The sequence below is a fragment of the uncultured Eudoraea sp. genome (genome assembly GCF_947490415.1).
Lineage (GTDB): Bacteria > Bacteroidota > Bacteroidia > Flavobacteriales > Flavobacteriaceae > Eudoraea.
Window position 1 is genome coordinate 499690 of sequence record NZ_CANLGX010000002.1, and the last position, 20863, is coordinate 520552.

A 20863-nucleotide genomic window follows, 5' to 3' on the forward strand; every position below is an offset into this window, starting at 1 on the left:
ATGGACCTTAATTTAGAAAAATTAAAAGAAAGAATATCCCTTGCGCATATGGGTGGGGGACAAAAACGAATAGATAAACAGCACCAGAAGCAAAAACTAACTGCGCGTGAAAGGGTAAATTATTTATTGGACGAAGGTTCATTTGAAGAGATGGGTATTTTGGTAACCCACCGTGCGACCGACTTTGGGATGGATAAAGAAATTTACTTTGGTGATGGGGTGGTAACCGGATATGGAACCATTAATGGTCGTTTGGTCTATGTATATGCCCAGGATTTTACTGTATTTGGAGGTGCCTTATCTGAAACTCATGCAGAGAAAATTTGTAAAGTAATGGATCTGGCCATGAAGGTTGGCGCTCCTGTTATTGGTTTAAACGATTCGGGAGGTGCCCGGATACAGGAAGGGGTGAAATCTTTAGGGGGATATGCCGATATTTTTTATAGAAATGTTCAGGCTTCCGGAGTTATACCACAGATCTCAGCCATTATGGGTCCTTGTGCCGGAGGCGCAGTTTATTCACCGGCTATGACAGATTTTACCATAATGGTGGAGCAAACCAGTTATATGTTCGTAACAGGACCAAACGTGGTAAAGACCGTTACTAATGAAGAAGTTACTTCAGAGGAACTGGGTGGTGCAAGTACGCACTCCACTAAATCCGGGGTTGCACATAAAACCTCTGCTAATGACGTGATTTGTCTGGAAGATGTTAAAAAATTGCTGAGTTATCTGCCCCAGAGCAACAGGGAGAAACCAGCTTCTTTACCTTATGAGTTGGGTGATGAGGTACGCGATGAACTTTCGGATATTATTCCTGATAATACGAATAAGCCATATGATATGCATAATGTCATTAATGGTATTATTGACGAAGAATCCTTTTATGAGATTCATAAAGATTATGCCGAAAACATTATTGTAGGCTTTGCCAGGCTGGCTGGCAGAAGTATAGGTATAATTGCCAATCAGCCAATGTTTCTTGCCGGGGTTTTGGACGTAAATAGTTCAGTGAAAGCAGCCAGATTTGTGAGATTTTGTGATAGTTTCAATATTCCTTTATTGGTATTGGAAGATGTACCAGGATTTTTACCAGGTACGGATCAGGAATGGAATGGTATTATTGTGCATGGTGCTAAACTGCTTTATGCCTTTAGTGAAGCCACTGTTCCCAGGGTAACCGTTATTACCAGGAAGGCTTATGGCGGAGCTTATGACGTAATGAATTCCAAACATATTGGTGCAGATTTTAACTTTGCCTGGCCTTCAGCAGAAATCGCTGTGATGGGTGCAAAAGGGGCGAGTGAGATTATTTTCAGGAAAGAAATCATGATTGCAAAGGACCCGGCAAAGAAGCTGGCAGAGAAAGAAACAGAGTATGCCGAAAAATTCGCAAATCCATTCAGGGCAGCCAGAAGAGGTTTTATTGATGAAGTGATCTTACCAAAAAGTACCAGGAGAAAACTAATCAAGGCTTTTAGCATGCTTGAGAATAAGGAAGTATCTGCCCCAAAACGAAAACATGGAAATATTCCGTTATAATATTTAAAAAGAGTTCTAATTATAAGTTAAGCAGGTAAATATATTACTCCGCTTGACGAATCCTTAGAAGCTCCTGTAACTGTTTTAAGCACATTAATTTCCTGCTCAACGCGCAGTATCCCCATTAATGCAAAGATCAATGCTTCCTTGTATTCTATTAATTTCTTTGATGGAATAACAAGACTTACCGCTGGCGCCAATTTTAACTGTAGTAGTTCCATCATAAACTGGTTTAGAGCACCGCCTCCTGTGACAAAAAGAGTACTTTGATCTTTGTTTGCATACATTTTTATTTGCATAGCAACCTGCTCACAGATATGATGCACTGCTGTATGTAATAAGTTTTCTGTGGTATCCTCCGCAGCATTTATTACAGGCAAAACCTTTTCTACGAACCATTCGTATCCGGTAGATTTTGGAAAAGGCAACTTGTAATATGATAGCTCATTTAATTGTTCCAGCATAGTATTGTTAATACTACCCTTGCTGGCCAGCATACCATTATTATCATAAGAAAGTCCAATTTTTTGTGTTATGTGGTTTAATATCATGTTTGCCAATCCAATATCATAGGCTATGCGCTTCCCCTCGTATTCAAACGATACATTGGCGATTCCACCCAGATTCAGGCAAAAATCATAATTGCCAAAAAAAAGCAGATCTCCAATAGGTACCAGAGGAGCCCCTTCTCCACCTAGCGAAACATCATTGGATCTAAAATCGCAGACAACTTTATGCCTGCTGACGTTTGCAAGATGTTGTCCGGATCCAATCTGAAATGTTAACCCCTGTTCCGGTTGGTGGTGTGTTGTATGGCCATGACTGGATATAATGTCTACTTCAAGATCTTTTTCTTCAATAAACTCTCTGGCCTGCTGCCCTAACCAGCTTCCGTAAGTGTTATGTAATATTAATAATTCATCTGCCGGCAGATCTATTGAATTTTGCAAACTACTGCGCATATCGGCATCATAGCTGATGGCTCGCGTTTCCTTAATTTCAAATTTCCATCGATCAAGTTTCTTCCAGATATGACAATAAGCCAGATCGAGTCCGTCCAGAGAGGTGCCTGACATCAGGCCCAAAACTTTGTGAATTTTCATGATATTATTTCATCAAGAGTTATCGGTAAGCTACCATTAGCTATTACCTTTCCTAAAAAGTGTTGTGCCGCATTCTGCTGAAAAACTTCAAAATTTTGATATGCCAGCACTACGGCCATTGCTTTTTTTATTTGAAGAAGGTTTAAAACATAAGGATTTCCAAATAGATATAAAATAACGTTTTTTGTTTCAATTATTTCTTTTAGGAACCTTAAATGCTCTTCAGAAATACCAAAATTGTTTTGGGGTTTTACCATTGGAGGATACAACGCAATCAAGACATTTTGAATATCGGACACTTTTTTCCTGATAAATTCTGTTTTATACTCAGTGGTGGAAAAACAATCAAATTCAATATCCTTTTTTATAAATTGAAAAAAAGAATTATTGTTCTCATAAGCTATTTCAATGCCAGTAAACTTATTAATCGCAAATGAGTTTATATCCTTTGGCGAACCCTTAAGCAGGGTAAGACTGTGTTGAGCAAGCCTTAGATTTAGTGCAACCGGGTCTGATAATCCCAGCTCTGAATTTTTCGTTGCTTTGTTGATCGCCTTTTCCTTTAGTTTCCAAATTCTTTCAAAGCTCAATTCAATTTGTTCTTCTGCTGCATTTTGTAAAATGGTCTCTATACCCTCAGCAACATGCTCAGCGAAACATAAAACATCATTACCGGCATCAAACGCTACCCATTCTAACTCGCCTTTTGTTGGGAACATTTTGGAAACAGCATGCATATTCAATGCATCGGATACCACTAACCCCTGAAATCCCATTTCCTCTCGTAAGACCCCTTTAATTATTTTCTTTGAAATGGAAGAAGGTTCCATTGAGCCATCAGCGAGGCTGGGTACAGCAAGATGCCCGACCATAATAGATTCGATCCCGTTTTGTATTAGGTGATTAAAAGTAAACAGCTCGTTCTCAAAAAGCTCCTCTTTGGATTTGTTGATCACGGGCAGGCCCAGATGAGAATCTGTAGCTGTATCCCCATGCCCCGGAAAGTGTTTAGCGCTGGTAAGGATACCTTCACTTTGCAGCCCTTTAGCTAAAGCGAGAGATTTTCGGGCAACATTAAATTTATCATTTCCAAATGATCTATACCCTATCACTGGATTTTCGGGATTACTATTAATGTCGGCTACAGGGGTAAAATTCCAATGTATTCCTGCCTGCTTGCAGTCAATGGCGATATTTCTGCCAACTTCTGTAATATCTTCGTCATTGTCATTTATTGCACCCAGAGTTATGGCATATGGGTATTGGGGCGTGTTTTCGACTCGCATCGCCAATCCCCATTCAGCATCAATACTAATTAATAAGGGGTATTTGGCAACTTCCTGGTAACGTCTAATAAGGTTTTTCAGAACGTCATAACTATTCTTATTGTAAACTACCTTTTTCTTCCCTTCATAATTAGTTGCGGCACTAGCCCTGGAATGAAAAAAACAAAGCCCTCCAATATGGTGTTTTGCTATTAAATCTTGTAGCTTTACTATTTCTTCTTCGCTGTCATTGATAAATGCGGCAGGCATAAAAAGCTGACCAACTTTTTCCTTTAGCGTGAGTGTTTTTTTAGCTGTTGGATAGTCCATATTATCATGCCTCCGGACTTGCTCCTTTTTTTCCATAATCTGCTGGATATTTTAAGTATTTTAAAATGAATATTGCCGGAAGTGCACCTATCACCACCCATATAAAGAATCCATCATAGCCCAGCCATTCCTGAACATACCCACTAACCAGACCGGGGAGCATCATACCAAGAGCCATAAACCCTGTAGCAATTGCATAGTGTGAGGTTTTAGAGGCTCCTTCAGCGATATAAATCAGATAGACCATAAAACCAGCTATCCCAAAACCATAACCAAACTGTTCCAAAACCACAGTGGTTATAACGGCGAACTTATTTGTAGTATTTGTTATTGCCAGGAAAGCATAAAATGCGTTGGGAATATTTATGGAAAGTACCATGGGTAACATCCATTTTTTTAGGCCGTCCTTTGAAATCAATACCCCGCCTAAAATTCCCCCAATGGTAAGCATAATAACACCTATAGTGCCATAGATGTAACCAACCTCGGAAGTGGTATATCCCAAGCCACCTTTAGCTGTGGAATCCAGGAAAAAAGGGGCAGACATTTTCACCAATTGTGATTCTCCTAAGCGAAAGAAAAGAACAAACGCCAATGCGATACCCATGCCTTTTTTATTGAAAAATGTAGAGAACACTTCAAAAAAACCGGCAGGTTTCTGCTTCTCAATAGCTTCAGAAGATTCAAATTTTGGGGTCACAAAAAAATTGGTAAGCGTTAAACCAAACATTAATAGTGCAGCACATATCATAGTAACGGACCATGCCTTGGTATTATCTCCATAATAATTTTCTAAAAACCCGGCCAGAATAACCAAAAGCCCTTGTCCGGTAACATTGGCCAGCTTGTAGAAAGTGCTCCGAATACCAACAAAAAAAGATTGTCTATCCTGAGTTAAACCTATCATATAATAACCGTCGGAGGCAACATCATTTGTGGCGGAGGCAAAGGCTGCCATCCAGAAACAGGCCAAAGTGGTAATAAAAAATATGTTGGTCGGAAGAAATAATCCCACTCCGAGGAGGGCCAAGGCAACCAGAAGTTGTGTAAATAAAAACCAATTTCTCTTAGTGCTTATAATGTCTATATAAGGACTCCACAGGGGTTTTATGACCCACGGAAGATATAGCCAACTGGTATACAGACCAATATCCGCATTACTTATGCCAAGTTTTTTGTACATAATAACGGATACAGTAACAACTAAAACAAAAGGGAGGCCTTGGGTAAAATAGAGCACAGGTATCCAGATCCAGGCACGTTTATTTTTTTGTATCATGTTGGTTATTTAGTCTAAATGTATGACAATTGGCTTACTTTCTTTTCTAAACTTATCGGTAAAAGTGACTGCAATATTTTTTCTTTGGTCGATTAGCCCTTTTCCAAGGTTGAAGGAGTTGCTGTTATCCATGAATATTTGGCCGATAATATTTTCAGGCTTACAGAGTGGTGGTTTATTAGGATTTTTTATATTATAAATAGTGGCAAATCGGATAATTTCTTTGCTCGCGAATTTGAAAGTAAATTTTAGATAATTGTCTTTATCAAGTATAATATCCAATTCCGGTAAAGGTTGGTCTTCATAGATAATTAATGGTGAAACAGGCGTAAAGGAGCGATAGGAGTACAATTTATTTTTGATATATTTTACGACATCCTCGTTGCCGGACATAAGTGATCTGGCACTAAAAAAGACATTACCCTGAACAGCTTCTGTTTTTCTTGCCAGCTGCAATTGTTTTGGTAATTCTTTCATCTTATTCCAGGCTTTGTCGCTGTTATTTCTTACTTTATAAGCACCATTACCTACGTAAAGATTTGAGTTTTTATGATTTTCTGCCCACCAGTCAATGAGTATCCGATGAGAGGCTACCGGTAACTTTAAGCTCCAGTATATCTGGGGGACCAAATAATCTATCCACCCTTTTTCCATCCATAAAATCGGATCTGCATAAAGATCTTCATAAGTGGTTTGGCCGGCTTTCGTGTTTGAACCTTTTGGATCGGTAGCTATGTTCTTCCAAACCCCAAACGGACTTATACCGAATTGCACCCAGGGTTTTTGTTCTTTTATCACCTGATGGACCTGCTTCACTAGTGTATCAATATTACTTCTACGCCAATCTTCCAGAGATAGTTGCGCTTGGTTATTGGAAAAATAGGCTAATGAATCATTAAATACCTCATTATTAATCGTATAGGGATAGAAGTAATCATCAAAATGAATGGCGTCTATATCGTATTGGTTAACCACTTCTTCAATAATGGAAACCATATGTTTCTGCACCTCAGGTAATCCCGGGTTATAATAATATTTTTTACCATACCTAATCATCCAATCCGGGTGCTTAAAGTAATCATGAGATTCCGAAAGCACCTCAGTATTCATGTCGAAGGTGGCTCTGTATGGGTTAAGCCAGGCATGAAATTCAAAACCCCTAATATGGGCCTCTCTTATGAGCCACTTCAAGGGGTTTTGATCTGTTTCCGGGGCAATGCCTTCTTCTCCGCTTAAAAAACGCGACCATGGCGAAAGATTTGATTCGTAGAAAGCATCACCAGCGGTGCGTATTTGTACGACAACGGCATTAAAATTAAGATCTTTATAAAAATCCAGAATACGCAGGTATTCTTCTTTTTGCTTTTCCCAGGGATCACCTCCTCTTTGAGGCCAGTCGATATTGGCCACTGTGGCGATCCAAACTGCCCTGAATTCCGTTTTAGGGATTGTATTTTTGTGTTTAATCAGGCTGCAAGATGACAGTGAGATTAAAATAAAGATCCCTAATTTTTTTAGCATCAATTGCGTTTAATTCCCCGCCTCTTCTATTTTTCGTTGGAAGAGGCAGGTTTATTTAGCCTAAGATTATTAATTGAATTTATAACGAACAAATCCCTCCATGGCCTCGTATTCAGCCATTCCCAATGCGTTGTACTTTTCAGCGGTTTCTGTATTGCGTTGTTCCGCTCTTTGCCAGAATTCCCTTTGATCGTTTCCTGGGAACATAGCACTGTCTTTTTGGGATTGATGCTTAAAAATAGCACTCTTTTTGCGTTCCATATCTTTTGGGCCAATAGGTATGGTCATCTCCATGTCTGCAATATCCCATTCCTGCCATGCGCCTCTGTAAAGCCAAACATAGCAATCATTTATCCATTCTGCTTTTTCCTCCACCAACCGGTCAATAGCGCTGTAAATAATCTGGAGACATACACGGTGAGTGCCATGTGGATCAGAAAGATCTCCCGCCGCAAATATTTGGTGAGGTTTTACTTTGTTAAGCAGATCATAAGTTATCTGAATATCTTCTTCAGAATAAGGTTTCTTTTTAACTGTTCCTGTTTCGTAAAAAGGAAGGTTCTGAAAGTGGGCATTATTTTCTTTAACACCGCAGTATCTGCAGGCAGCCAGGGCTTCACCTTTTCTAATTAGGCCTTTAAAATTTTGAATTTCCGGACTGTCCACCTGTCCTGGTTTTTTGTTATCAATGAATTCCCTTACTTTCTTAAATTGTTCCAGTAAAGCACTGTTATCTTTTTGAACGTCCTTTGCGAAATCCAGAAAGCGGATTACTTCATCATCAAAAACCGCTATATTACCAGAAGTCTGATAAGCCACGTGAACTTCATGTCCCTGGTCCACTAGCCTTAAAAGTGTACCTCCCATGGAAATCACATCATCATCCGGATGGGGACTAAAAATTAAAGAAGTTTTTGGGTAAGGGTCTTTTCTTTCGGGTCTTTGACTATCATCGGCATTTGGTTTGCCACCAGGCCAGCCGGTAATAGTCCGCTGTAATTGATTGAAAACAATTAGATTGATATGTTCTGCAGATCCTATTTCGGCAACTAAATTCCCCATTCCATGCTCATTATAGTCTTCATTGGTTATTTTTAGGATTGCCTTATTGAGTTTTTCAGAAAGCCAGATGGTTGCTTTCTTAATTAGTTTGTCGTCCCAATCACATTCACTTACCAGCCATGGCGTGCTTATCCTTGTAAGGGAGGAAGCTGCTGAATGGTCAATTATGAAATCACATGCGTCATGGTGCTGAAGAAAAGTTGCCGGTACAGATTCTCTTATTGGTCCTTCAACAGCTTGTCTAATTACATTTGCTTTTCCTTCTCCCCAGGCCATCAAAATAATTCGCTTTGCTGCCATAATTGAGCCAACACCCATGGTAATTGCTTTTGTAGGAACATTTTCCAAACCAAAAAAATCACTTGCCGCATCTAGTCGCGTAACTCTGTCAAGTCTGACGATTCTGGTTTTACTATTTAGGGAAGAACCAGGTTCGTTAAATCCTATGTGTCCTGTGCGGCCAATCCCAAGAATTTGGATGTCAATACCACCAGCATCCATAATTTTTTTCTCGTAGTTAACACAGAAATCCCGAACATCTTCCTTGTCTAAGGTCCCATCCGGGATGTTGATATTACTTTTTTTGATATCAATATGATCAAATAAATGTTCATTCATAAAGCGCACATAACTATGAATAGAATCGGATTCCATCGGGAAGTATTCATCCAGGTTGAATGTGATTACATTTTTAAAACTCAGACCCTCTTCTTTATGAAATTTTACCAGGAATTCATACATTTTGGTAGGAGTGGAACCCGTTGCTAATCCCAAAACTACATTTTTCCCCAGCTTTTGACGCTGTCTAATCAGTTCTGCAATCTCGTTGGCAACAAAAAAGGATGCCTGTTCAGAACTTTGGTGAATGAAGGTGTTAATTTTTTCAAATTTCCGGGACTCTTCGTCGGTTGGAAAGTTCATTGCGCTTGGTTTTGTGAGTGTTCGTGCCATCTTAGCTACTTGTATTTTTGATTCTTTGACGCAAAGATAAAGAAATAAATCAAAAAGTGCGATATAATGCAATATATTTTGCATTAAAACGCAATTATATCTATTTAGATAGAAATAAACTGCAAAAAACAGCAAGTAAATTTATTTGTCTATCTTTGTAAGCAGTAATTAATAGGATTCAATTTATGTTAAAGGAGGAGCGTCAGCTGGCCATATTAAATGAAGTAGAGCTTCACAATCGAATATTGTTGACAGATATAGCAGAAAAACTGAATGTATCGATAGATACTGCAAGGAGGGATGTCAAAGAACTGGATGCCGTGAACAAATTGCGGAAAGTACATGGAGGTGCCATATCTCTGGGCTTTACCGGCTTGGCGAGTAGTAATGCAAACATTTATGCACTTGAGGAAAAGATAACTATTGCTCAAAAGGCAATTGGTCTTATCCGCGAAGGAAGTGTCATATTCATTGACGGGGGTACGACATGTCTCGAACTTGTTCGTTTAATTCCGCCACAGCTTAAGCTTACATGTTTTACATTAAGTCTCCCTGTGGCATGGCAATTGCTTTCCAACCCGAATATTAAGGTAATTTTTATAGGAGGAGAGATTTCCAGAGATGCCCAAATATCTATCGGGGCCTATACAGTCCATCAATTATCTGAGATCAGATTTGATTACAGTTTTATAGGAACCGGTTATGTTGATGCAATACACGGTTTAACCGAGTTTGATTGGGAGATTGTTCAGATGAAGAAGGCAGTTATCAATGCATCCAAAAAAACGGTACTTTTGTGCATATCTGAAAAGCTGAATTCACAGCATCAATATAAGACCTGTGATATTAACTCCATTAACACAATGATTACCGAATTGGCACCAGATAATAATCTTCTTAATCTCTACAGAAACCAGGATATTCATCTTCTATAATATGTCGGATTATATTAAAATTACGGAAACCCCTTCAGATTATACAGATTTGGAACTTATGAACACCCAATCTATACTGGAGAATATCAACAATGAAGACCGGAAAGTGGCAGAGGCAGTACAAAAGGTAATTCCTCAGCTTACAATACTTGTCGATGCTCTGGAAACGCGTTTTTACGAGGGAGGTCGTTTGTTCTATATAGGAGCAGGAACAAGCGGACGTTTAGGTATTTTAGATGCTTCAGAAATCCCTCCAACTTATGGGATGCCTCATGATAGGGTCATAGGCCTGATTGCCGGTGGAGATTCTGCCATTAGAAAAGCAGTAGAATTTGCCGAAGACGATACTAAACAGGCCTGGGTAGACCTTAAATCTTATGGTATTTCGAAAAAAGACGTTCTTGTAGGTATAGCAGCATCAGGTACAACACCTTATGTGCTTGGGGGTATTTCCGAAGCAAAAAAACATGGTGTATTAACCGCGGGGATTACCAATAATCCTGGTTCACCTTTGGCAACTATATCTGATATCCCTATAGAAATCAATGTAGGACCTGAATTTGTTACAGGGAGTACTCGGATGAAAAGTGGTACTTCACAGAAACTTGTGCTTAACATGATTAGCACTGCATTAATGATCAGGGTAGGCAGGGTGAAGGGAAATAAAATGGTAAATATGCAGCTGAGCAACAACAAATTAGTGGACAGGGGAACACGATATCTAATGGAAGGTTTACATCTGAGTTATGAAGAGGCAGAAAAGGCCCTCAACCAATACGGATCGGTTAAAAAGGCACTAGATGCACTTAAAAAATAAGTTTATTTTACAATAGAATTTACCTCTTGAACAGTGACCATTTTGGCACCTGAATTCCCCCAGGAATTAAGCACATAATTCATAACATCGGCTATTTCTTCATCTTCCAGGCCTAAAGGCATCATGGTATTGTTATAGGTAACACCATTAACAGTAAGTTCACCCATACGACCATATTTTACGCCCTGGATACTTGCTTCCCGGTTGTTCATTAAATAATCAGAATTAGCAAGAGGCGGATAGGTGTACGCTACACCTTCTCCGTTTGCTAAGTGGCAGGTAACACAGAAATCACTATAGATATCTTTACCCCTTTGAATGCTGTCGTGCAACTCCTTATCCTGAAACAGGAAATAAGCCAAGAACGAGACTGTGATAAGATAGCTACTGATAAAAAACTTCACAGAATAAATACTTTATAGAGACTGCAATTTTTTGTATTCAGCCATTTAGAGTGGTTGTTATTGTATAGGAACTAATTTGTAAATCCCTTTTCCTTCAACAGCAACATAAATAAAGCCATCGGGGCCCTGGCGTACATTTCTGACCCGGCCAATATCTTCCATAAGTTTTTCCCGATAAGTAACCTCATTACCATTTAGTTCAAGGCGTTCCAGGTACTGAAAAGAAAGTGATCCTACCAGCAAATTACCTTTCCAGGCGGGATATTTATCTGAAGTTACAAACGTCATTCCACTTGGTGCAATCGAAGGAACCCAATAGTGAATGGGTTGTTCCATGCCCTCCATCTCAGTTATATCTGTTATTGGAGTACCACTATAATTAATGCCATAGGTAATTACCGGCCAGCCATAGTTGGCTCCTTTTTTTACAATATTTATTTCGTCCCCACCCTGAGGCCCGTGTTCATGGATCCATATGGCTCCTGTTTCCGGATGTTTAACCATACCTTGAGGGTTTCTGTTTCCATAAGTATAAATAGCTTTTTTGGCATTGGATTCATTAAAAAATGGATTATCCTCAGGGATTCTTCCATCATCATAAATTCGGTAGATCTTACCACAATCCCGAGTGATATCTTGAGGATTTATATCGCGTTCCCCGCGTTCCCCTATGGAAAAATACAAATAACCTTGATCGTCAAATTCTAATCTGGATCCAAAGTGTTGTCCTTTTGTAGTATTAGGTGAAGCTTTATATAGTATCTCCTTGTTTGTTAATGAGTTGCCATTTAATTTAGCACGCATAATTGCAGTATTGCCACCTTTGTCCTCTCCTTCTTCTGAGGCGAAGGAAAAGTAAATCCAACCAGTATTTTCATAATCCGGATGGAGTTCTATGTCCAATAAACCGCCTTGTCCTCTATTATAGACTGCAGGGCCATTTGTTATCGTTGATTTTTGGCCATCTTTAAAGAGAATAAGTTCACCTGATTTTTCGGAAATTAATATACTGCCATCAGGCAAAAACACCATTCCCCATGGAATTTGAAGGCCATCAATTATTAATTCAGCAGTAAAAGTGGTTTCACTGGGTGTATTTACGTCATTATTTGCTTTTTGTCCACAAGACAAGTTGGTCATTACAACGAATAAATACAGGGCTTTGATACTATTTTTCATATTAGAGCGTTAAAAATAAATAACTAAGTAGGTGATTTTAAAGCCTAAAGATAAAGAGAAATTATAAGTTTAAATAATTACGCTGTAGAATATACTGATCCCAAATCACGCATATTCTTGCCATAACACGAATTAACCTATGCTCCCAAAAAACTCAAGGCAACTTGTGTATGTCGTGCTATTACTTGCGCTTTCAATTGTGGGCACTTCGGCTATAGCGAATACCAAGGTTTATGAGCTTATATGGGAAATAGCAACTGCAGAAGATGAAATTAATTCTTTATCTGAATCTACTGCCTCCACAGTTGAACCCATTTTACAAAGTCCGGAATTAACTGAATCCTATTTGAACGCCCCTATGTTCATTACTATTATTCAGGGAGCCAATGAAGAAGTAGTTTGCCCTAATGATGGTAGTACCCTTGCAAAATTCTTTTTATGCGGTACCAGTGATATCCGAACAATAACCCTAAGTCAGAGTGGTAGCAGTTATGAATGGCAAAAACTAGACCCTAACAGATGTGCCTTGTCGGTTATTGCTGATTGCGCAAACACTAATAATACCTGTTACGATACTGTAGGAACCGGATCAACCTATAACTTAAGTTCTTCCGGAGAATTTCGGGTACGTGTAGATGGTGGTCAATATTACTATTTTAAGTCCTCTTTGAACCCATTAGACCCTCAGCTTATACATGAGGATATTATCTGCGGAAACCCGGGTAGGGTGGAGGTAACCAATGTCCCTGCCGGATATGAGTACAGCCTAAATAACTCAGGAGGCCCCTATCAGGATGATCCATATTTTGATATCACTACGGCCGGAAATTACACCGTTTGGGTACGTTTAAAAAATGTTTCTGGCAGTGCCTGTCTGTTTCCCTCGAATGTGCAAACAGTGCAGGACCTTGATATTACTGTAGATGTTACTGCAAATGATATTTTGTGTAGCGGTGAGTTAGGAAGTATAGATGTACAGGTAACCGGTGTTCCCGGCTTTTATACCTACCGCCTTTTAAAAGCGGGTGTCACAGTCGATACTTTTGGACCGGACTCGGCCAGTAGTTATTCTTTTGCCAACGTGAGTCCGGGGGTTTATAGCGTAAGGGTGGAAACAAATAAATGTAATGAACTCATTACATTAGATATAAATAATGATCCTATTGATATAGGAAGTGGAATTAGCCCCTTGGCGGTTTCTGCAACAGCATCGGATAGTTTTGGTTGCGGAGCGGCTTCTGTAGATGTTAACATAGACACCTCAGGAGGTACCTCGCCTTATAGATTTAGTTTAGATGGAGGCGCCAGTTTTAGTGCTCCCTACGCAAGTACGGCAATGTTTACGGTAACTTCTGCCGGAACATACAACATTCTTGTTGAAGATGCTAATGGTTGTACAAAGACGGCAAATATAGACGTTGAAGATTTACCACCTCCCATTTTTACTGTAACAACAGAGGATGCGAATTGTGGTGGGGTCAATGACGGTCGAATTACGGTAAATGTGACCAATGGATTTGGATATAATCTTGAATTCAGCAATGACAATGGATCTAATTACCAGGGCAGTAATGTATTTAATAATTTAACACCGGGCAGTTACGATGTTATCATCCGATATCAGCAGGGTTCTTTTGTATGTACAACTCCGTCATCCACAGAAACAGTTGGGACACCATCAAATATTACAGGTACTGCCACACCCAATTCCATTCCTACTTGTTTAAATGAGAACGGTGGACAAATTACAATTTCAGGAGTAGCCGGCGGGACAGCCCCATATGACTACAGTATTGGTGCCGGTTTTAGTCCTACCACGGTTTATTCTAATCTCGGAGTGGGAACATATACGCCACAAATCAGGGATGCAAATGGCTGTGTAGAAAGTCTGCCCCCAATAGTCTTTAATGCCTTAGACAAGCCAACGGATATGGACTTTACCATTTCCAGTATTGATTGTTTAACGAGTAGTGCTTCAGTTACTGTTGCTGTTACAGACGGTGCAGCACCCTATACCTATGAAATTATTGCCCCTGCGATCAGTGCAATTAACAATGGGAATAACCCTGTTTTTACCGGTCTGGGACTGGGAACTTATACTTTTAGGGTAACTGACAATGCAGGGTGTAGTTATGACGAAGTTTTTGCAATTACTGATATTAGTTCCATCGCAGTCCAGGCCCAGGCTACCAAGGTAGTAACCTGCGTGGGAGACAGTGATGGTGAAGGTCGCTTCCTGATAGACGGATTTGATAACACTTACAGCTATCAGATTGGTGCAGGTCCGGTATTTAACGGAGAATCAGGAGGTATAATAAATGTAACTGGGTTAACCGCAGGAAGTTATACGATAACAGTTACGGATGAAGACACCAACTGTGCAGATACAGCTACTCTGGTTATTCAGGAACCTGTCGTAGCCTTTGCTATAAGCAGTCTCAATGTTACTCCAATGAGTTGTCAGAATGGGAATATAGGGAGAGTTACCATAAATACAGTAGGTGGTTGGGGAGGTAATCGATATACCTTAATACAACCAAATGGCACTCCCAGAGGACCAAAAAATGGAAATACCTTTTCAAACCTGTCTCAGGATGGTTTGTATCAGGTAAGTGTAACCGATGCCAATGGTTGTACAATAACAGATAGTTTTACATTAACAATTTTAAATTCGCCTACACTGACCTTAGACGCAGCTGCGTCCGATTTCTGTTATGACAATGTGGATGCTGCTACGCTTGCCGTAAATGCAGCAGGAGGTCTACCCCCATATCAATTCAGAGTAAACGGAGGTCTTTTAGGTGGTGCAAGTACTTTTAATAATCTGACGCCCGGCACCTACAATATTGAAGTAATAGATGCCAATGATTGCCGGGATAATATTACTTTAACCATAGAGCCGGAAATAACAGCCAGCGGTACTATAATAAGGGAACTTACCTGTGGGGGTATTTCCGCCCAGATTCAGGTAAATATTTCTAATGGGTACCCATCAGGTGGTGACTATGACATATATGAAGTAAGTATTAACGGAGCCCCGTATACTTCAAATTCGAATAATATTACTGGAAATTCCTTTATTTATGACATTCCTAATGGATCTATTTTAGTGCCTACAACCTATCAGTTTTTGGTTACTGACAGTCAGGGATGTACAACAGAAACAAATATAATAACCATTGATCCGCCTGAAAGTATCGTAGGATCTGCAAATCCAACAGATACTACCTGCGGTGATACTAATGGTATTATAACGTTGGTTCCCGATACTAATTTCGGGGTTCCACCATATGAATATAGTGATAACAACGGAGCTACATTTAGTTCTCAAAATATATTTTCAGGCTTTGCGCCGGGAATCTACAGTACTTTTCTTATCAGGGATAGTCGTGGGTGTATAACTCCAGTATTATCTGCTACTATTAACGCCAGTACCGCTGTTGATGCAACTGTTGTCGCCAATAATGCTATCTGTGCGGCGGGTACTGTTGAAGGTTCAATAGATGTAACGGCGGTTGCCAATGGCACACCTAATTATACGTACATTGTACAAGATATTACAGGAACTACAGTGGCTACAGTAGGCCCAACAGCTAGTACGACAGTAAATATCCCAAATCTTATTCCAGGTTCCTATACTATTGTAACTCAGGATGCTTCCGGATGTGAAGACAGGGATACCGTGACCATTACACAAAATCAGATAGACCTGGTACCTGTGGCGACCACCACACCACCCGATTGTACAACAGCTTTCACCTATATTGTAGATATTGTCGGAGGTACACCCCCATATCAAATAGGCTTGGTAGGAACTGCTTTGGGACCACCAAATGTGGATATTGATACGCACGATTTTACAGGTCAAATTGCTTATGGAGTAACTTATTTTGTAGAGGTTGTTGATGCTCTTGGATGTAGGTATATTGAGCAAATAGATCCAATATTAGGGCCATCACCTATTGCGGTAACAGCAACATCGACGACAGCGTCCTGTGCGCCGGGAGGTAATGGGCAGATTGATTATCAGATAGCAGGAATTCCATCACCTGCAGACCTGACCATTGAATTGCAGGATACCAATACAGGAGCTATTGTTAGTGGTCCAACAATATTAAATAATATACCTATTCCTTATAATGGTTCATTTACGGCGCTTCCTCCGGGAAATTATCAGATACTGGTAAATGACAATAACACAAGTTGTGATGCCAGTGCACTGGTTGATATTATAACAGATATACCATCATTGGTTGTAGATAATAATGAACCGGCCAATTGTAATGTAGGTGCATTAGTTACAGTGCGGGGCACAGGTGGCACTCCTGGTTATAACTTTGCATATGTTCCAAACGGGGATCCTGCGCCCGGCATATTTACTGCGCAGACCACCTATGAAATTGCGGGACCATACCCGGCAGATTACGATTTTTATGTTCAGGACAGCAATGGCTGTATCAGTTTTACAACGGTAACCGTGACAGAAAACGCTGGTGTTCCTAACCCTACGGTGGATGTTGTGAACCAGTGTACCGCAGTTGCCAATTATACGGTTAACATACTCTCTCCTTTGAGCACAGGTACAGGCCTGCCCGATGAGACCTTTGAATATGATATAGGGGGCGGATTTCAGACAAGTCCTAATTTTATTGTACCAAACCCTGGTGATTATACTATAATTGTAAGGGATGGAAATGGCTGTACCAACAGTATTGTTGCCAGAGTATTTGATTTCTTTGCAATTACTGCAAGTGCAACTACGGAACCTACCTGTAACGCAGGAGATGGGGTGATTACGGTGAATACGACAGGCGGTAGTGGTAATTTCAGATTCGATCTGGATGATGGTGTGAATCCCACAATTACCCAACTTAACAACCCGGTATTTATTAATCTACTACCTGCTAATTACTCAATTTTAGTTACCGATTTAGATTCCAATACAATCCCTTTATGTACAGACTTAGTTACCGTAGATGTATCCATTGTTAATTCTCCGGTTATATCGGCAACACCCAAGGGAGACATCACCTGTAATGGAGCGAATGACGGGTATATTTCTGTTGAATTAGCTCCGGGAACAGATACAGACAGCCCGTTTAGTTATATCCTCTATGATGGAGGAACTGCAACGGTAGTAGCTGGCCCTCAATCAACAGCTATTTTTGATAACTTATCTCAAGGCACATACCAGGTTGAAGTTATATCAGACAGAGGTTGTACAGATAGGTCGGGAGATGTTGTAATTTTTGAACCTACCCCATTACAAATCGCTACAACGAATACGGAATTTACTTGCGATCCAAGTAGCAACCGATTCAATACGGCTACAATAACAATATATACGGATACCAATGGAGATGGTACAGGTGCCAATACCGGTACCCCTGCCTATACCTATAGTATGAATGATGGGACGCCGGCCTTTGATGGTACTAATTTTCAGACTAGTAATGTCTTTGAAGTAATTGACAATGGTACGGATCAAACCATAATTCTGACGGCTAAGGATCAAAATGGCTGCGAAATTACAGATACAGTTACTATTAATGCACCAGTTGGACTCACTTTTACGTTTAATGTGAATTCTATTAGTTGTGACGCTTCAGGTACAGGTGTAAGTCCGGGTTCAATAGATATCATAATAGATCAGGGCCCAGGAAACTATGATGTGGAAATATTGCCATTAGGATCAGAACCAATTCAGAATTCGGGTGGTAGTAATACAGTGAGTTGGGCCATTAGTACCCCTGGGGACTATATATTTGCAGTTACAGATGTTGGAAATGCAGGTTGTACCTATCTTACCCCTGTAGTTAACGTTCCCGACTACAATACCATTGAGGCTCTTATTGCCGAGACCAAACCGGTTACCTGTTTTAATGGATCTGACGGTGAAATGAGTATTCAAATAAACAATTACAGCGGAACCTATAATTATGAAGTGTTCTCACGAGATAATGCAGGTGTTGAAACAACTACAGGCGTTACCGGTACATTTGATACCAACATTCCAGCTCAGAATCCGGGAATAATTACAGGTCTGCCTGCAGGAAATCTCCTAGTTTATGTGGAGGCACTGGACATTCCGTATTGTGATGCGGTTAGTAATATAGCTACGGTAAGACAGCCAGACAGGGCCTTAACAGTTGGGCTTACACAAACAGCAGAAGTAACCTGCGCCGTACCAGGATTAGGTGAGGTATTCGCAGTAGGTGATGGTGGCTGGGGCAGTTTTGAATACCAACTAATAGCACCCGATGGCATTACTATCATACAAGATTTTCCGAGTACTAATGACAGCTTTTCAGGTTTATCTGATGGCACATATACAGTGAATGTAAGAGATCTGGAAGGATGTATTGCTACCAACACAATTAATTTAGCACTACCGGCACCAATTTATGCAGATATTCAGGTTGTCACACCTTTACAATGTAACAATGATAATAATGGTGAAATAGAAGCCTATAATGTAAGTGGTGGTCAGGGCCCCGGTAATTATTTGTATCAACTTAATCGATTAATTGATGGTTCCAGCAGTGGTATACAGACCACTACCAGTTTCGGTAATTTATCCGCGGGTGATTATACGATTACCGTTTTTGACGGGTGGGACTGTAGTTATACAACTGTTCCTATTACTATTGTAGATCCTGAAGTAGTTCTGGCGGAACTTGTGGAGTTGCAACCACCCGGTTGTGGTGATGTGGGAATCATGGGACTAACCGTAACGAATCCTGAACCTGGGGTAAGTTATTTCTACAGGCGTTCAGGTACTACAGATCCGTTTTTACCTTTAGATGCGCTTGATCCTACGGCGACTTCAGTACAGATTTCAGAGGATATTACAATTGACCCGGGACCATTCCAATATGATGTGCAAAACTCAAATGGATGTCCATTTGAAAAATCGAATCAAATATCTCTGGATCCTGCGGCACCCCTGGTAATTGCATTAGATTTAGCCAACGCTACCATTAATTGTGCCGGTGAGGCAACAGGTATTATCCGTTCTGAAGCTTTCGGTGGTATTGGTAATTACATTTATTCCTTACTTAATTCAGATGTTCCTCCTTTCCCATCAGGTGGTAATGTAGAAAGAAGTGCCCAGGCATCAGGAATATTCAGAGACCTTGGACCAGGAACCTATTGGGTCTATGCAGAGAGTGGTGGATGTACTGCTATCTCTACCCCAATTACTATTGTAGATCCACCACCATTGGTACTGGATTACATAGAAGCAGTACCTGTTAGTTGTAATGGAGACATGGATGGTCAGCTGATAATTGAAGCGAGCGGTGGTACCGGTATTATCCGTTATTCTATTGCCGACCAGTTAAGTGAATTCTTTGAGGCCGATGATCCTTTATTCCCCAATAGAAAGACATTTACCGATTTAGGTCCCAGAAGTTATGAAGTTATTATTCAGGATGATTTGGGTTGTACCATAACGCAGACTATAACGATAACCGAGCCAATGGAATTAGTGGCAGGGATCGTAGATTCTACCCCTGAAACTTGTCTGGGTGATCAGGACGGTACGGTAAGTTTAGAAGTATTGGGAGGAACCGCCCCTTATGAATTTGCTTTAAATTCATCTGCTGATGTAGACTTTGCACCTAACCCATCTATGATCTGGGATAATCTTGTTGGCGGGGATACTTATGTGATTTTCGTGCGTGATTCAAGAGGTTGTGAAACAAATGTTATTGTACCTATAGGAATAGGAGTGGAACTAATTGCGACACCAATTATTCAATATGGTTGTGATGGCATATTCCCAAACAGCACTGTTACAGTGGAAATGCAGGATCCCAACCAGTATTCAGATTTGCTTTTTGCACTGAATCCTGCAGATCCGACAGATGCAATTACCGCTCAGGCAACAACCGATAGGATCTGGGGTGATTTACCCGCGGGCGACCATACTGTATATATTTATCATTCCAATGGATGTACAACCTTCGTGGACTTTACGACGGATGCTTACGAGCCGCTAACTTTATCTGCCGTAAAAAGCGGGCCCAATGAAATTACAGCTACTGCTATGGGCGGATATGGAGGTTATGAGTATTTCTTCCAGGGTGAATCTTATGCTGATGTAAATGTTTATGAGACTAATGAGGACGCCATTGTTAATATTATGGTGAGGGATCAGGGTGGATGTGAAGCCGTAATTGCGATACCTTTTGATTTTACAGGTATGCTGGAAATACCAAATTTCTTTACCCCTGACGGAGATAACAATAATGAATTATGGTTTCCGAGAAACAGGGACTACTTCCCAAATATTGAAGTCAAAATTTATGACCGTTACGGTAGAGTAGTGGCAGTATTGGATCAGGTTTCCGGATGGGACGGTAAATACGACGGAAATGAACTTCCTTCCGGGGATTACTGGTATGTTGTAAATGCTAATGATAAAGAAAGACAGCAGTATGTAGGTCATTTCACGCTTTATCGCTAAGGAAT

At 40.3% G+C, this 20863-nt stretch carries 11 protein-coding genes; 4 read left to right on the forward strand and 7 right to left on the reverse strand.

Annotation, left to right across the window (positions count from 1 at the left end):
* Positions 1 to 1542 carry an acyl-CoA carboxylase subunit beta gene (locus Q0874_RS07170; protein ID WP_299161199.1) on the forward strand — a complete coding sequence of 514 codons (1542 nt, stop codon included), beginning with the start codon at positions 1 to 3 and terminating at the stop codon, positions 1540 to 1542.
* Between the two features lie 26 nt (positions 1543 to 1568).
* Here Q0874_RS07170 and Q0874_RS07175 read toward each other — a convergent pair whose 3' ends face one another.
* The 5 genes from Q0874_RS07175 to nagB form a co-directional block, all read right to left on the reverse strand.
* Complete coding sequence (locus Q0874_RS07175) at positions 1569 to 2645, reverse strand: anhydro-N-acetylmuramic acid kinase (RefSeq protein ID WP_299161201.1); 1077 nt, start codon at positions 2643 to 2645, stop codon at positions 1569 to 1571.
* Entirely contained in the window at positions 2642 to 4276 is a 1635-nt protein-coding gene (locus tag Q0874_RS07180) for a glycoside hydrolase family 3 N-terminal domain-containing protein (RefSeq protein ID WP_299161203.1), read from the reverse strand. Before Q0874_RS07180 ends, Q0874_RS07175 begins: the two co-directional genes overlap by 4 nt.
* A complete protein-coding gene (locus Q0874_RS07185) occupies positions 4245 to 5519 on the reverse strand; it encodes an MFS transporter (RefSeq protein ID WP_299161205.1) in 1275 nt (424 codons plus the stop codon). Before Q0874_RS07185 ends, Q0874_RS07180 begins: the two co-directional genes overlap by 32 nt.
* A 9-nt stretch (positions 5520 to 5528) precedes the next feature.
* The gene (locus tag Q0874_RS07190; RefSeq protein ID WP_299161207.1) at positions 5529 to 7040 is read right to left on the reverse strand and encodes a family 10 glycosylhydrolase; all 1512 of its coding nucleotides are present in this window, start codon (positions 7038 to 7040) and stop codon (positions 5529 to 5531) included.
* A gap of 69 nt (positions 7041 to 7109) precedes the next feature.
* Positions 7110 to 9053 (reverse strand): glucosamine-6-phosphate deaminase, encoded by a 1944-nt coding sequence (gene nagB, locus Q0874_RS07195; RefSeq protein WP_299161209.1) that lies wholly within the window; start codon positions 9051 to 9053, stop codon positions 7110 to 7112.
* Between the two features lie 185 nt (positions 9054 to 9238).
* On the opposite strand from nagB, the gene Q0874_RS07200 reads away from it, so the two are divergent.
* Positions 9239 to 9988 (forward strand): DeoR/GlpR family DNA-binding transcription regulator, encoded by a 750-nt coding sequence (locus Q0874_RS07200; protein ID WP_299161211.1) that lies wholly within the window; start codon positions 9239 to 9241, stop codon positions 9986 to 9988.
* Between the two features lies 1 nt (position 9989).
* Positions 9990 to 10805, forward strand: a complete 816-nt coding sequence (murQ, locus tag Q0874_RS07205; protein ID WP_299161214.1) for an N-acetylmuramic acid 6-phosphate etherase — start codon at positions 9990 to 9992, stop codon at positions 10803 to 10805.
* A 2-nt stretch (positions 10806 to 10807) separates the two neighbouring features.
* Here murQ and Q0874_RS07210 read toward each other — a convergent pair whose 3' ends face one another.
* Together Q0874_RS07210 and Q0874_RS07215 are read right to left on the reverse strand one after the other, a co-directional pair.
* Positions 10808 to 11209, reverse strand: a complete 402-nt coding sequence (locus tag Q0874_RS07210; RefSeq protein ID WP_299161216.1) for a cytochrome c — start codon at positions 11207 to 11209, stop codon at positions 10808 to 10810.
* A gap of 57 nt (positions 11210 to 11266) precedes the next feature.
* Positions 11267 to 12388, reverse strand: coding sequence for a PQQ-dependent sugar dehydrogenase (locus Q0874_RS07215; RefSeq protein WP_299161218.1), 1122 nt, complete (start codon positions 12386 to 12388; stop codon positions 11267 to 11269).
* Positions 12389 to 12527: 139 nt separating this feature from the next.
* On the opposite strand from Q0874_RS07215, the gene Q0874_RS07220 reads away from it, so the two are divergent.
* The gene (locus tag Q0874_RS07220) at positions 12528 to 20858 is read left to right on the forward strand and encodes a T9SS type B sorting domain-containing protein (RefSeq protein ID WP_299161220.1); all 8331 of its coding nucleotides are present in this window, start codon (positions 12528 to 12530) and stop codon (positions 20856 to 20858) included.
* The last annotated feature ends 5 nt before the right edge of the window (positions 20859 to 20863 follow it).